At 62.8% G+C, this 13,993-nt stretch carries 12 protein-coding genes; 8 read left to right on the plus strand and 4 right to left on the minus strand.

Going from position 1 to position 13,993, the window contains the following annotated elements; all coding sequences use genetic code 11:
- The 3 genes from M7F93_RS01685 to M7F93_RS01695 form a co-directional block, all read left to right on the plus strand.
- Positions 1 to 1,622 (plus strand): glycosyltransferase (locus M7F93_RS01685; protein WP_298168070.1); only part of this gene is annotated, 1,622 nt, incomplete at its 5' end.
- A 162-nt stretch (positions 1,623 to 1,784) separates the two neighbouring features.
- Positions 1,785 to 2,030: a type II toxin-antitoxin system Phd/YefM family antitoxin gene (locus M7F93_RS01690; protein ID WP_225487321.1), complete on the plus strand. Its 246-nt coding sequence runs from the start codon at positions 1,785 to 1,787 to the stop codon at positions 2,028 to 2,030.
- The gene (locus M7F93_RS01695) at positions 2,027 to 2,452 is read left to right on the plus strand and encodes a type II toxin-antitoxin system VapC family toxin (RefSeq protein WP_298168074.1); all 426 of its coding nucleotides are present in this window, start codon (positions 2,027 to 2,029) and stop codon (positions 2,450 to 2,452) included. The genes M7F93_RS01690 and M7F93_RS01695 overlap by 4 nt, the downstream gene beginning before the upstream one ends.
- 504 nt (positions 2,453 to 2,956) lie before the next feature.
- Here the strand turns inward: M7F93_RS01695 and M7F93_RS01700 are convergent.
- Complete coding sequence (locus M7F93_RS01700; RefSeq protein WP_298168076.1) at positions 2,957 to 3,748, minus strand: IclR family transcriptional regulator; 792 nt, start codon at positions 3,746 to 3,748, stop codon at positions 2,957 to 2,959.
- A gap of 96 nt (positions 3,749 to 3,844) precedes the next feature.
- Between M7F93_RS01700 and M7F93_RS01705 the strand changes: the two genes are divergently transcribed.
- The 5 genes from M7F93_RS01705 to glcF are packed head-to-tail and all read left to right on the plus strand — an operon-like array spanning position 3,845 to position 11,230.
- Entirely contained in the window at positions 3,845 to 6,064 is a 2,220-nt protein-coding gene (locus M7F93_RS01705) for a phosphoketolase family protein (protein WP_298168079.1), read from the plus strand.
- A 12-nt stretch (positions 6,065 to 6,076) separates the two neighbouring features.
- The gene (locus M7F93_RS01710; RefSeq protein ID WP_298168082.1) at positions 6,077 to 7,414 is read left to right on the plus strand and encodes a four-carbon acid sugar kinase family protein; all 1,338 of its coding nucleotides are present in this window, start codon (positions 6,077 to 6,079) and stop codon (positions 7,412 to 7,414) included.
- Between the two features lie 8 nt (positions 7,415 to 7,422).
- Positions 7,423 to 8,889, plus strand: a complete 1,467-nt coding sequence (locus tag M7F93_RS01715) for an FAD-linked oxidase C-terminal domain-containing protein (protein ID WP_298168086.1) — start codon at positions 7,423 to 7,425, stop codon at positions 8,887 to 8,889.
- A gap of 1 nt (position 8,890) precedes the next feature.
- Positions 8,891 to 9,955, plus strand: a complete 1,065-nt coding sequence (glcE, locus tag M7F93_RS01720) for a glycolate oxidase subunit GlcE (RefSeq protein WP_298168089.1) — start codon at positions 8,891 to 8,893, stop codon at positions 9,953 to 9,955.
- Positions 9,956 to 9,964: 9 nt separating this feature from the next.
- Entirely contained in the window at positions 9,965 to 11,230 is a 1,266-nt protein-coding gene (glcF, locus tag M7F93_RS01725) for a glycolate oxidase subunit GlcF (protein ID WP_298168092.1), read from the plus strand.
- On the opposite strand, the gene M7F93_RS01730 is transcribed toward glcF, so the two are convergent.
- From M7F93_RS01730 to M7F93_RS01740, 3 genes are read right to left on the minus strand one after another with little or no spacing between them, the layout of a single operon-like run.
- Positions 11,216 to 12,130: a CorA family divalent cation transporter gene (locus M7F93_RS01730; protein WP_298168095.1), complete on the minus strand. Its 915-nt coding sequence runs from the start codon at positions 12,128 to 12,130 to the stop codon at positions 11,216 to 11,218. The genes glcF and M7F93_RS01730 overlap by 15 nt on opposite strands.
- Before the next feature lie 10 nt (positions 12,131 to 12,140).
- Positions 12,141 to 13,040: a CorA family divalent cation transporter gene (locus M7F93_RS01735; protein ID WP_298168098.1), complete on the minus strand. Its 900-nt coding sequence runs from the start codon at positions 13,038 to 13,040 to the stop codon at positions 12,141 to 12,143.
- A gap of 9 nt (positions 13,041 to 13,049) precedes the next feature.
- Positions 13,050 to 13,991 carry a magnesium transporter CorA family protein gene (locus M7F93_RS01740; RefSeq protein ID WP_298168102.1) on the minus strand — a complete coding sequence of 314 codons (942 nt, stop codon included), beginning with the start codon at positions 13,989 to 13,991 and terminating at the stop codon, positions 13,050 to 13,052.
- Between the last annotated feature and the right edge of the window lie 2 nt (positions 13,992 to 13,993).

Raw genomic sequence — 13,993 nt, forward strand, 5'->3', positions numbered from 1 at the left:
GGGTTTGGCGCTGGGCGGGAGTAGCACGGCATCATCGTCGGCCGGTGGCGGCACGGCGTCTCGATTATCTGACGGCGGCCAGCATACTCCTGCGCCGCGAGGCGCTGGAGCGCACGGGTCTCTTTGATGACGATACCTTTTTTATGTATTGGGAAGATGTGGATCTGTGCTTTCGCCTGCGCGCGCAGGGCTGGAAGCTGGCGGTGGCCGGTGATGCGGTGATCTGGCATCAGCGCTCGTCCAGCCTCGGGCATGCCAACCCCCTCAAGGATTATTATGTCACCGCCTCCTCCCGCCGTTTTTTGCGGCGCTACGCCTCCAGGCCGCGCCTGGCGATGACTCTGGGCGCGTTGGGGCGCATTGCGCGGCGACTGCTCTGGGGTAAGTGGCGCAATGTGCGGGCGATGGTTTCCGCGCTGTGGGACCGGCCCTACGACTTTTCGCTGTCCCCATTCATGGATGGGGGAGCGCCGGGTTTGGGGCCGCTGCGGGTGGCGGTGGATGCCAATACGCTGTCGGGGCGACTGGCGGGGATCGGGCATTATAGCGTTGCGCTTTGTCAGCAACTGGTGGCCGATGGGGGGGCGACTCTGGCCTACTTTACCGCGCGGTCCTGGGCGCGGGTGCCGCCGCGACCGGCGGGTCTGCGCATTCCCCGGTTGCTTCAGTGGCGTAAGCATATTCCCCTGGGTCGGGATCTGCAGTGGGCTTTGCAGGGGCGGCAACTGGCGCGTCTGGAAAGGCGTTGGCGGCCGGATCTCATCCTGGGGCCGAACTTTGTCCTGCCGCCTGCCAGGGCGCCGTCTGTCCTGGTGGTGCATGATCTCTCCCATATCCGCTATCCGGAGGTTCACCCCCCGGCCCGCGTGGCCTTTTTGGACGGTCACTTGCGACCGGCCCTGGCGCATGCGCGGGCGGTGCTCACGGATTCCTGTTTTACGGAAGCAGAATTGTTGCATTACTTCCCGGAGGCGGCGGGCAGGACGCATGTGGTCTATCCCGGTATCAGCGGGCGCTTTGCCGTGGCTCCGGCGGCGGAGGTGGAGGCGGCCCTGGATGGCGTGTTGCTGGGGGATGATCGGCGCTTTTTCCTGTTTCTCTCCACTCTGGAGCCGCGCAAGAATCTGGCGGGCTTGCTGGCGGCCTACGCGGCCTTGCCGGTGGTCATCCGCAGGGCGCACCCGCTGGTGCTGGTGGGGCAGATGGGCTGGCAGGAGAGTAATTTCGCCGCGGTCCTGGCGGAAATGCTGGAACGCGGCGAGGTGCGGATGCTGGGCTACCTGCGCGACGAGCTGCTGCCGGCACTCTATCGCCGCGCCCTGGCGCTGGTTTACCCATCCCTCTACGAGGGCTTTGGTCTGCCGCCCATCGAGGCCATGGCCACGGGCTGCCCGGTGCTGGTGGCCGACGTGACCGCGATGCCGGAGGTCTGCGGCGATGCGGCGCTTTATTGCGATCCGCTGGATGTGGGGTCCATCACCGCGGGGATGCGGCGGCTGGCGGAGGATGATGCGATGCGGACCCGGTTGGCGGCCGTCGGCCCGGCGCGGGCGGCGCTCTATACCTGGGAGGCGGCGGCGGCGCAGGTGCTGGCGGTGATGCGGGAGGTGGTTGGGCGTTAACTCACTCTTAAAATGCAGACCAGGCCCAAGGTATTCCGTACACGCGCAAAGATATGCTGGGTTCTCCGGGTACCGGTGAGGGGCTGTTTCGAGACATTACGATAACTTGACCTATATGGACCAGTCTGTATACTGGTCCATATAGCTAAAAAGGAACTGTTCATGAATATCGAAGTTGGGTCATACGAAGCCAAGACGAAGCTGCCGGAGTTGCTGCGCGGTATCCAGGCGGGCAATCGCTACACTATCACCTTGCGGGGCGAGGCCGTGGCCGATCTTGTACCCGCTGAAGGCAACAAGCACTCGGATGCCATGGCAGCCGTCGATGAAATGTTGTCCTTCATGCAGGCTCGTCAGCCTGTGGACGGTGTCGATCTCAAGGCGCTTATTAACGAAGGTCGGGCATGAAATTTGTCTTGGATGCTTCTGTTGCGTTGCTCTGGTTGGTGCCCGAATCCAATCCGGCAGGTGTGGATTATGCCAGTGCGACCCTGAAGGCGCTTAGGGAATCGCAAGCCGTTGTGCCGTCCCTGTTCGCGCTGGAGGCAGCCAACGTTGCAGCCAAGGTGGAATCCAAGGGTGTTGTGATTGAAGCGGACGTACAACGATTCATCGCCCTCCTTGGGCGACTCAACATCGTGACCGATCAGGCAACATCGGCACACGCATTAGGGGACACCTTGAACCTCGCCCGGCGCTATAAACTGTCAGCCTATGATGCGGCTTATTTGGAGCTATCGCTGCGCACGGGCCTACCGCTGGCAACACTTGATGCCGATCTGGCGAAGGCAGCCACAACTGCGGGCGTTCCGCTTTTCAGTACTCATTGATACGGCCACCACCTGGGTCCAAACAGCGGGATTGCTAATCAGGCCCGCCCGTACAATAACCCTATTTATCGGGTAAACGGGGATCGGATCGTACAAGTCGGTCAGTCCGTGGACATCCTGATGCAGCAACTGGGTATGGCGCCCCCGAGTTCGACAGTTAATCTTGCAACTCATGGATATCGCCGGCCCCCGATACAGGGGGTGTGTGCATAGCTCCCAATTCTCCATGAGTTCAGCCCGATGCTCCTCATCAATCCATTACCGGTAATCCATTACCGGTTACTGAAAATGAATCTCCACAGGTATGCAAGCACTCGCCAGCGCGTCCAGGAGCTTGTTTATCTCTTGAATCGACGTAGCGCGCTGGCCAAGACCGAAGTATCGAGAACGATCTTTAGCATATCTCATAAGATATTACATCTGACGATCGCTAATCCTGCCCATATGGTCTGGTTCAGTGCCGCCAGCCTCTGGGAAATCGCCATCGATAGCTGCGTAATCGTCTTAACTTAACGCCCCCACATCCACCGTTACCGTCTGTCCCTGCAAGCGCGTATCTATCCGCCGGGCGGCCTCCTGCAACAGCGGTACCCAACTTTCCTGACGACGCTCAATGGGTGCGGAGATGCTCAGTCCGGCATTCCAGGGCAGTTGGCTGCGAAGTAATACACCGATACAACCCACCCCGATCTCGGCCTCTTCATTATCCAGCGCATAGCCGCGCTCCAGAGCCGTGCGGGCGTCCTTCCAGAGTGTCGGGGTGTCGTGCAGGGTGTGTATGGTGAGCGCCGGTAAGTGGGTGCGGGTGGCATAACGCTCGACCGCCGCCTCACCATTCAGCGCCAGCATCAGCTTGCCGACGGCGGTGGTGTGCAGGGGCGCGCGACTGCCGATCACCTGCTCTACCCGCATCATCCGCGACGGGGTGGCGCGCTCCACATAGACGACTTCGTCGTCCTGCTGAATGGTGAGGTTCACCGTCTCCTGCACCTGATCGCGCAGCCAGGCCATGATGGGCCGGGCGATGGCGCGCAGGTCGCTGCGGCCGGGGGCGAGCTGCGCCCAGTCCTGGAGGTGGGGGCCAAAGCGGTAATGGCCGACGGTGTCCCGGGTGATCAATGCGTTGTCCTGTGCCGAGGCGAGAATGCGGAAGGCGGTGGAGGGCGCCAGTCCGGTTACGGCGGCGAGTATCTTGAGGGGGGCATTGCCGCCCTCCGCCGCGAGGGCGTCCAGCAGGGCGCGCAGGCGGTCGATGACCTGGATGGAGGAGTTTCTGTCGCTGGTAGAGTCTGGCATGGAATATTCCGCATTGTGGAAACGATACCCTATTGCGGAATCATACGGTCTTGCTTAGAGTGGGTGCAACCTTTTTTAGCACAGGATCATCACGCCATGACCGCCCAAAGCACCTTGCCCGCTAACGCTCCCGCCTTTTGCGCGGGTATGTTCCACTTTGGTGAATCCTGGCCGAATTTTGCGGAGTACGGCCGCAGTGCCGCCATCGCCGCTGGCCACAAAGCCATCCCGCATCCGGCGGCCAAAGCCGCCGTCTACCAGACCCTGCTCATGGCCGACGCCCTGCGCTACTGCACCTTGCAGATCTGCGCCGCCAAATCCTCCGGCCATCCCGGCGGCTTTGCCTCCAGCGTTGAGGCTTATGCGGCGCTGGTGATGCTCGGCCATACCAACATCGTCACCGAAGTGGGCCACCACGCCCCCGGTTTCTACAGCGCCATGTTCCTCGACAGCTCGCTGGAGGATATGGGTATCCGCGACATGAATGACATGATGGCGCGTTTCCGCGAACAGCATGGCCTGCTCGGCCATCTCTCCGGGGCGATCCCCGGCCTGTTGGCGCCAGCCGGCCCGTTGGGGCAGGGACAGCACTTTGCCATGGCGGGCGCGTTGCTGCACCCCGGTACTCTCTTCCCGGTGACCATCGGTGACGGCGGTTTTGGGGAGCCTTATGTGTTGAGCGCCATGAAGCACTTCCACTTTGCCTACCCGCGGGTCACCAACTACCTGCCGGTGCTGGTCTGGAATGGCTTTAGTCAGGAGCATCACTCCATGGTTTCCCTGATGACGAATGACGAGATGATCGCCTACTGGCGCGCCCATGACTTCGACGAAGTCATCCTGGTGGATGCCAGGGACTTCGACGATGCCGGTCAGGAAGGGGCCTATGTCGACTCCGCGCGCTTCTCCTTCGGCCAGCGGCTGGCCTTCATGGAGGCGGTGCTGACCGGTGTGGCCAGGGCGGCGGACCACGCCCTGGGCGGTCGTCACACCGCCTTCATTCTCAAGCAGTTGAAGGGGGCGGGCATGCATGTTTCGGGTGCCAAGTCCCACAATCTCTATCCCAAGGACACCCCGGAATCGCCGGAGATCAGGACGGCGCTGGAGCAACGTGCCCTCAGTCCGGAAGCCTGGGCACTGGTGCGGGAGAACTTCGCGCGGGCCGGTGGTGGTCCTGCCGCCAAAACGGCGGTGACCGAGCAGGTGTTGGAAATCGCCAAGCTGGGCGAATTTCCCATGCAGGATTTCGCCTTGGGCGAGCAGGTCGTGCCCGCCACCGCCATGGGCGCGTTGGTGGCCTGGCTGGGGCGGCAGGACCCACGCTTCGTGGTGACCAATGCCGACGGCAACGAAGCCTCGGCCATGAAGAACATCAATGACGCCCTGAAAATCCGCCACCCCACAGAGGACCCGCTCTACAACCAGCAGCCTGGGGGGCAGGTCTATGAACCCCTGAACGAGGATGCCTGCGCGGGTCTGGCGGCGGGACTGGCACTTTTCGGCAGCCGTTCCCTGTGGCTGTCTTATGAGTCCTTCGCCATTAACGGCTGGCCCATTATGCAGACGGTGGCCCAGGCCATGGCCGAACTGCGCCGCAAGACCCCGTCCACCGTCTGTATGTTCACCGCCGGTGCGCTGGAGCAGGGCCGCAACGGTTGGACCCATCAGCGTCCGGAGATCGAGAATTACTTTGCCGCGCAGATGCGCAACGGCAACGTCTTCCTGCTCTATCCCACCGATGCCAATACCATCCAGGCGGCCTACGAGTACGCGGTGAACAGCGTCAACAAGTCGATGGTGATTGTGGCTTCCAAGAGCCCCCTGCCGGTGCGCCTGAGCATGGCACAGGCCCGCGCGGCGGTGCGCAAGGGGGCGGCGCTCTTGCATGATACGGGTGCAGGGCAGCGCGGCACCGTGACCCTGGCGGTGACCGGCGATATGGTTCTGCTGCCGGTTTTCGCCGCCAGGGACGTGCTGGAGAAGGAGGGGTATCGGGTGCGGATCGTGTCGGTGATTAACCCACGTCAGTTGTATCGTCCGGTGGATGTGGCCGCGCATACCGTTTCCGAAGCCGATACCGGCTTCATGCGCGACGCGGATTTCCACGCCCTCTTCGCCGGGGACTGGCTGCTGGGCATCAGCGGCGGCACTTCCGGGGCGCTGGAGCCGGTGCTGCTGCGTAGCCGGGCGACACAGCGCGATGTGCTGGCCTGGTTGCGGGGGGAGACCACCGCGACGCCGGGTGAGTTGATGGCCTTCAACGGGATTACCGCCGAGACCATCGTCGGTAAGATCCACGGCTTCAACGCCGGATAAGGATTGCAGCGAATGGCCGACGCCGACAGCAAAATCATCGTCATTGACGACGACCCCACGGGTTCGCAAACAGTGCATTCATGCCTGCTGCTCACCCGCTGGGATACGGAAACGCTGGGCATCGCCCTGCGCGATCCGGCCCCGCTCTTTTTTGTCCTCAGCAACACCCGGGGCATGGCGGCCGCGCAGGCGGCGGCGGTGACCCGCGAAATCTGCCGGAATCTGCGGGTGGCGCTGGACCGCTTGGCGGCGACGGGGCAGGCGCTACGGCCTATTCTGGTGAGCCGTTCCGACTCCACCTTGCGCGGCCATTATCCGGTGGAAACCGACGTCATGGCCGAGGAATTGGGGCCGTTCGACGCCCACTTCCTGGTCCCCGCTTTTTTTGAGGGCGGGCGCATCACCCGCGACGGCGTGCATTACGTGCGCCAGAACGGGGTTGAAACGCCCGCCCACGAGACGGAGTTTGCCCAGGATTCGGTGTTTGCCTTCCATCACAGCTTTCTGCCGGATTATGTGGAGGAGAAGACCCAGGGGCGGATTCCGGCGGTGGTGGTGGAGCGCCTGACGCTGGCGGAGTTGCATGCCGGTTGTCTGCCGCGTCTACTGGCGCTCAGGGACAACGCTTGTGTGGTGGTGGATGCCGTGGAGCCTGCCGATCTCGCCGCTTTTGCCCGGGATTTGCGAGTGGCGGCGGCACAGGGCAAGCGCTTCCTGTTCCGTAGCGCCGCCAGCCTGTTGACGGCGCTGGCGGACTTGCCGCCGCAGCCGGTCGCGGCCATTGATATGGCGCGACTGGTGCGCGGCGGCAAGCCGGGTGCCATCGTGGTCGGCTCCCATGTGCGCAAAAGCACCGAGCAACTGGAGCGCCTATTGCAGGAGCCCGGTCTGGAGGCGATCGAGGTGAATGTGGATGCCTGCGCTGGCGACGCGCGTTCCAGGCAATTGCCAGCCATTTTGCAGCAGGCGGCAGCGGCGCACGACAAAGGGTTGGACGTGGTCATCTACACCAGCCGCAGTGAGCGCCGTTTTGCCGATCAGGCTGCCCGCCTGGCCTTTGGGGAGGCGGTGTCGGCTTTCCTCATGGCCGTGGTGCGAGGCTTGCCGGAGGACCTCGGCTTCCTCATCAGCAAGGGCGGTATTACCTCCAATGATGTGCTCAGCAGTGGCCTTGCCCTGCGCATGGCGCGGGTCATGGGGCAGATTCTGCCGGGCTGCTCGGTAGTGACCTGCCCTGCTGATCACCCCCGCACGCCCAATCTGCCGGTGGTGATTTTCCCCGGCAATGTGGGGGATGCGGAGGGCCTCGCGCTCGTCCGTCGGCGGTTACGCGGTGCGGCAATCGAGTGACGCGTTCCATGTCTGCCCCTCCTGACAGCGCCGCCTTCCTCGCCGAACTGCGGGCGGCGCTGTCTGCGGAGGCGGTATTGAGCGGTGCGGAAGATTTGCGGCCCTATGAATGCGACGGCCTCTCGGTGCTGCGCGAGTTGCCGCTCTGTGTGGTATTGCCCACGGACCGGGAGGGCGTGCAGGCGGTCCTGCACCTCTGCCAGCGTTATGGCGTGGCGGTGGTGCCGCGTGGCGCGGGTACCGGTCTATCGGGGGGCGCCCGCCCGATCCGCGGCGCGGTCCTCCTCAGCCTGGCCCGCCTGCGTGATATCCTCGCCATCGACTTGGAAAACCGTACCGCGCGGGTGCAGCCGGGCGTGCGTAATCTGGCCATCAGCGAAGCGGCCCGCCCCTTGGGCCTGTATTACGCGCCCGACCCCTCCTCGCAGATCGCCTGCAGCATCGGCGGCAATGTGGCGGAAAATTCCGGGGGGGTGCATTGCCTGAAATACGGTCTCACCGTCCACAATATTCTGGCACTGGAAGTGCTGACGGCGGCGGGCGAAGCCCTGCAGATTGGTAGCCAGGCCCCCGACAGCCCCGGCTATGATTTGCTGGCGCTGATGACCGGCTCCGAGGGCCTGCTCGGGGTGGTGACCGAATGCACGGTGCGCCTGCTGCCAGTGCCGGAGCATACGCTGGTGCTGCTTGCCGCTTTCTCCAGCGTCGTGGCGGCGGCGGAGTCGGTCGGTGCCATCATTGCCGCCGGGATCATCCCTGCCGGATTAGAGATGATGGATCAGCTCGCCATCGAAGCCGCCGAGGATTTTGTCCACGCCGGCTATCCCCGCGATGCGGCCGCGATCCTCCTCTGCGAACTGGATGGCTCGGTCGTAGAGCTGAAAGAGCGCCGCCAGGAAGTGGAGGTGATTCTCCAACGCCACGGCGCCAGTGCCATCCGCATGGCCGAGGATGCCGCGACCCGCCTGCTGCTCTGGAAAGGTCGCAAAGCCGCCTTCCCGGCGGTGGGGCGTTTGGCCCCGGACTACTACTGCATGGATGGCACGATACCCCGTCAGCGTCTCGCCGAGGTGTTGGAGCGGATCGCCGCCTGGTCGGTCGAATATGGTCTGCGGGTCGCCAATGTTTTTCACGCGGGCGATGGTAATCTGCATCCTCTGATTCTTTACGACGCCAACGCCGAGGGGCAGTTGCACGCCGCTGAGGAATTTGGACGCCGCATCCTTGAACTCTGCGTGGCCGTCGGTGGCAGTGTCACTGGCGAGCACGGCGTCGGTGTCGAGAAGCTGGACAGCATGTGCGTCCAGTTCAACGCCGCCGAACTGGCGCAGTTGCATCGCATCAAACACGCCTTCGACCCCGAAGATCGCCTCAATCCCGGAAAGGCCGTGCCCAGCCTGCATCGCTGCGCCGAGCTGGGAGCCATGCATGTGCATCATGGCCGGTTGCCTTTCCCCGAACTGGAGCGTTTTTGACATGGACCAGAGCCAGACCTTACAGGCGATCGTGCAGGAGGCCCACGCCAGATCCCGGCCCCTCGCCATTCGCGGCGGCGGGAGCAAGGCGTTCTATGGCCGCCAAACGCCGGAATGCGATCGGCTCGATCTCAGCGGCCATCAGGGCATCGTCGACTACGCGCCCAATGAACTCTTCATCACCTTGCGCGCGGGTACACCTTTGCAGGTACTCGAAGCACAACTGTCGGAAGCCGGACAGATACTGCCCTTTGAACCCCCGCACTTCGGACCCGCCGCGACCATCGGCGGCACGCTGGCCTGCGGTTTTTCCGGTCCGCGCCGCCCCTACGCCGGGTCGGCCCGCGACACGGTGCTGGGCATGCGCATCCTCAACGGGCAGGGCGAAATCCTGCGCTTTGGCGGGCAGGTCATGAAAAATGTCGCCGGTTATGATGTTTCCCGCTTGATGGTGGGCGCGCTCGGCACCTTGGGCGTCCTGCTCGAGGTGAGCCTCAAGGTGCTGCCGCGTCCCGATCATGCCGTGACTCTGGTGCAGCGGGTGGACCCCGCCACCGCCGTCCAGCGCATGAATCTCTGGGCTGGACAACCCCTGCCGCTCTCCGCTACGGCGTATGATGGCGAGCACCTGTATATACGTCTTTCCGGCACCGGAAGCGCCGTGCGGGCGGCACAGACCCGGCTGGGTGGCGAAAGGTTGCCCGATGCCGAGGCGGCAGCCTTCTGGGTGGCCCTGCGCGAACAGCGGCACGTTTTTTTTCAGGGGGATGCGCCCTTGTGGCGTCTGGCCGTTGCCCCGGCCACACCGCCCTTGCCTCTCGCGGGCCAGACCCTCGTCGAATGGGGCGGCGGTCAGCGCTGGCTGCGTGGTGTCCGCGATGCGACGGCCTTGCGGCAGTTGGTGGCGGAGCACGGTGGTCACGCCACCCTTTTTCGCGGCGGCGATCGCCACGATGAGGTCTTTCATCCCCTCACACCACCGCTGCTGGCCGTACAACAACGGCTCAAAGCGGCCTTCGACCCGCGCGCCGTCCTCAATCCCGGCCATCTTTACGTCGTCCTCTGAGGCTCGCCCATGCAAACCCACATCGCCCCCCGCTTTCAGAATGACCCCAGCGTGACCGAGGCCGACGCCATTCTGCGCAGTTGCGTCCATTGCGGCTTTTGCACCGCCACCTGTCCCACCTACCAAATTCTCGGTGACGAACTGGATGGTCCGCGCGGCCGCATCTATCTCATCAAGGAATTCTTCGCCGGTGCCCCGGCCACGGAACACACCCTGAAGCATTTGGACCGCTGTCTCACCTGCCGCGCCTGCGAAACCACCTGTCCTTCCGGCGTGCGCTACGCGCGGCTGGCGGAAATCGGTCGCGCGCATATTGAGGCAGAAGTGGGTCGCCCGGCACTGGAGCGGCTGAAGCGCCGCCTGCTGCGTGCTATCGTCCCCCATCCCGAGCGCTTCCGGCTGCTGGTACAATTCGGCGATGCTTGCAAACCTCTGCTGCCGGAAGCCTTGGCGCGCAAGGTCCCAGCCCTGCCCAAACCCTTGCCGGCCAGATCCACCGTCTTGAAACCGGCCCACCAACGGCGGGTCATCGCCCTCGCCGGCTGCGTACAAAGCGTGATGACTCCGGCGACAGGGGCGGCGCTGGAACAACTACTCGGCACCCTCGGTATCGCTGCAGAGGTTCCGGCCAGCGCCGGCTGCTGTGGTGCCCTCAGCCTGCACCTCGGCGCCCACAGCGAAGCCCACGACTACATGCGTCGCAACATCGACGCCTGGTGGCCGCTGATCGAGGCTGGCGCTGAAGCCATTCTGGTCAGCGCCAGCGGCTGCGGCAGTATGGTCAAGGAATATGGGGAGGCGCTGCAAAACGATCCGGACTATGCCGAAAAGGCCGCGCGCGTCGCCGCTCTGGCCCGCGACCCCAGTGAATGGCTTCTGGAACGCGCCGGAGAAATCCCTTTCGTGGCCGCGGATCGCGGCACCGTCGCCTTCCACGCCCCCTGTTCCCTGCAACACGCCCAGCGCTTGCAAGGCGGGGTCGAAATGCTCCTGCAACGAGCCGGTTACCGCTTGACCAGGGTCCGCGACGGTCATCTTTGTTGTGGCTCGGCGGGCACTTACTCTATTTTGCAGCCGGTGCTGTCCCAGCAGCTGCGCAATCAGAAATTGGAGGCTTTGCAGGCAGAGCAGCCGGATTGTATCGCCACGGCCAATGTCGGCTGCCAGATGCACCTGCAAAGCGGCAGTGAGACTCCGGTTCGTCATTGGCTGGAACTGTGTGCCGAGGCATTGGCACCCGCTGGAAGAGAGAGTGTTTCCTCAACTCAGCCGTAGCCACCCCTTGCGGTAAAACACCCAGGCCGTCAGCACTTCCACCAGCACTAGCCCGCCGGTCACCGCCGCAAAGCCATAACGCCAGTGTGGAAAAGGCCCCAGCGGCACGTTCATGGCTGCGGCACCCGGAATAAAGAGCGGAATCGTCGCGAGAATGATCAGCGCCGCCATGAATTTGAAGAGGTGGTTCACGTTGTTGTGCACCACATAAGCATAAGACTCCAGCAGTTCATTGATGGTCGCCTGATCACTGTCCACCTGATCCCGCACCTGGGACAGTTCGATGCGGGTATCTTCATGAATTTCCACCAGGTCAGCATCCTCGCTGGGGAGAAAATGACCGATTTCACTGACCACGTACTCCAGTTGCAGCAGGCCCAGATCCAGCGCCAGCAGGCGGTCATTGATGTCCAGACCGCGATACACCACGTCATGCCGTTGCGCCTGGCGCAGATCCCGTTCCACCACGGCCATCTCCCGGGCCACTGAACGCGCGGTGGGCAGATAATTGCGGGTGACTTCGGCGATGATGCGCAGTACCAGCTCCCAGCGTTTACTCGGTTTCTGCGGATCAATCAGGTGGCTCAGGAAGGGAATCTCCCGCTCGGCCAGGGTGACAAAATAGCCGGGCACGAAATACAAACTCAGGGGCACCAGCGTGAATTGTCCTGCTGCACCTTCTTTCGGTAGTGGCACCTGGAATTGCAAAGAAATCAACCGTTCTTCTTTGATCAGCGGGCGCGATGCCTCGCCTTCCAGGCGTTTGCGCAGGAAGCTCTCGGGGATGTCCAGGGTCGTCGCCGCCTGGGTCAGTTCGCTGGCCGAGGGGGCGACCAATGCCATCCAGCTCCGCCGGTTGGCGTTTCCGGACAGCAGAGAATCGCGGGTGATGCGCATCATGGGGCGGCCCTCACATGGAAAAAAAGCCGTGTTTACGCGCCCAGCGCGCGAACAACCAGGTTACGCCGAAGACATAGGCGATTAATCCGAACCAGAGATAATGCCAATGCTCAAGAGGCAGGGGCGTCATCATGTGCCAGGGCATGATGAAAGCGATGGGCATCATGAGCAGGGCCAGCCATACCGTCATCACCTTCATCACCGTATGGGCATTGTTCTGGACAATGCCATTATAGGCATTGGTTACCGCCAGGTAGCGCTCATGAATCAGATTCACACCCTCTTCTATCCGGCGCTGTTCACGCAGCGCCGCGTCCAGCAACGGATAGGCCGGCGATTCACCGGCTGTGGCACGCAGCGCATCGCGGAGAATAAGGCCGGTTTCCCGCAGGGCGATAACCAGTTCGCCGAGGTCCCGATTCAGGACCACAATCTGGCGCAGTTCGACGTTACTCATGGAGGTTTTGAGGGCCATGCGCAGCTCCTGCAAACGTTCCACCAGCACCCGTGCTACCCGTTCGTGGCTATAGATGACATTCAGCAGCACGCGTTGCAGAACTTCGCCCACAGCGGTTTGCCGTAACTCGCCCAGCCAGTCCTGCTGCAACGGCTGGATCAGCGCTTCCTCGCCCAGAATCGCCAGACTCCGTGGCGTATGATGCAGGGTCAGGTGCGCCATCCGCGCTACCGTGCCGAACTGCGCATCTTTTTCCAGCAGGGCTACGGGCAGGCGCAGGGTCATTTCATCATGGTGACAATAAAGACGTTGTTCTACGCAGTGCCGCAGCGCGGCTTCTAATTGCGGGCACCGATTCACCTGCTCCGGCGTCAGCAGAAAAAGCCCTTCTGCCGTATAGCGTTCGGCGGCGATCCAGGTCCCTTCCGTCTTATCGTAAAATTGACAACTCATGGCGCGCGCTCAGATCCAGTCTTTCTTGCGGAAGATCATGAACAGCATCCCGGATACCGCAAATCCGCCCCCCATGAGCACCGGCCACGCATAGATCCAATTCTGCAGGGGCAGGGGTACGTTCATCCCGTAGATGCTCGCCACCGTTGCCGGGGCCGCCACGACCACGGTCCAGGCCGTGATGATTTTCAGGGTGTTGCTGATATTGTTTTGCAATACGCCGACATAGGCATCCATCATATTGGTAATGGTGGAGGCGTAAATTTCGGTCATGTCTCGCGCCTGCTGAAGATCGATGAGGGCGTCGGCGATGTCTTCCAGATCGCCCTCGTCCTGTTTGAGCAGCGGCAGGCGCATGGTTTGCTGAGCGACGGAGATATTACCTTTGAGCGCCGAAGAAAAGAGGATGAGGCTCTTATTGAGCGCGAGAAGTCGAAAGAATTCATTGTTATTCTGAGAGTTGCGAAGTATTTTCTCGGTTGCGGCAATTTCGGCGTTGATAATGCGCAGGGCGCGCAGATAGTCCCTGGCGATGGCCTGAAAAATCTCCGCCAGCAGCCCGCGCACATGCAGGGCCTTACCGCGCTGGCGCTGCCCGCGCAACTCGTCCCAGAGGGCAAGGGGCTGGGCGCTGGCCGTCACCATCTGCTGGGGCAGGAGCCAGAGTCCCACGGGCAGGGTACGGAAGCGCAGTTCGGCGGCGGCCTGCATGGGGGCGGGCACCTTGAGAATGATCAGGGCGATGTCGCCCTCCCGCTCCAGACGCGGGCGCTCATCCTCATCGGAAACGTCCTGAAACAGATAATCCGGTACCTGCAAATGCTGGGCGACAAAATCCAGCTCCGCGGTCGTCGGCGCCACCACCTGAATCCAGGTGGCGCTCGGTGGCCACTGGAAGTCGGCGGTGACTTTCAGTTCAGCGTCCGTCTTTTCGTTAAACCAATGCAGCATTC

This window comes from Acidithiobacillus sp. (assembly GCF_027322205.1).
Lineage (GTDB): Bacteria > Pseudomonadota > Gammaproteobacteria > Acidithiobacillales > Acidithiobacillaceae > Acidithiobacillus.

Excerpts from the sequence above, each read along its gene's own strand:
- glcF (WP_298168092.1), top strand. The coding sequence starts at position 9,965 with ATGCAAACCCACATCGCCCCCCGCTTTCAGAATGACCCCAGCGTGACC.
- M7F93_RS01730 (WP_298168095.1), bottom strand. The coding sequence starts at position 12,130 with ATGATGCGCATCACCCGCGATTCTCTGCTGTCCGGAAACGCCAACCGG.
- M7F93_RS01690 (WP_225487321.1), top strand. The coding sequence starts at position 1,785 with ATGAATATCGAAGTTGGGTCATACGAAGCCAAGACGAAGCTGCCGGAG.
- M7F93_RS01735 (WP_298168098.1), bottom strand. The coding sequence starts at position 13,040 with ATGAGTTGTCAATTTTACGATAAGACGGAAGGGACCTGGATCGCCGCC.
- M7F93_RS01715 (WP_298168086.1), top strand. The coding sequence starts at position 7,423 with ATGTCTGCCCCTCCTGACAGCGCCGCCTTCCTCGCCGAACTGCGGGCG.
- M7F93_RS01740 (WP_298168102.1), bottom strand. The coding sequence starts at position 13,991 with ATGCTGCATTGGTTTAACGAAAAGACGGACGCTGAACTGAAAGTCACC.
- M7F93_RS01705 (WP_298168079.1), top strand. The coding sequence starts at position 3,845 with ATGACCGCCCAAAGCACCTTGCCCGCTAACGCTCCCGCCTTTTGCGCG.
- M7F93_RS01695 (WP_298168074.1), top strand. The coding sequence starts at position 2,027 with ATGAAATTTGTCTTGGATGCTTCTGTTGCGTTGCTCTGGTTGGTGCCC.
- glcE (WP_298168089.1), top strand. The coding sequence starts at position 8,891 with ATGGACCAGAGCCAGACCTTACAGGCGATCGTGCAGGAGGCCCACGCC.
- M7F93_RS01700 (WP_298168076.1), bottom strand. The coding sequence starts at position 3,748 with ATGCCAGACTCTACCAGCGACAGAAACTCCTCCATCCAGGTCATCGAC.
- M7F93_RS01710 (WP_298168082.1), top strand. The coding sequence starts at position 6,077 with ATGGCCGACGCCGACAGCAAAATCATCGTCATTGACGACGACCCCACG.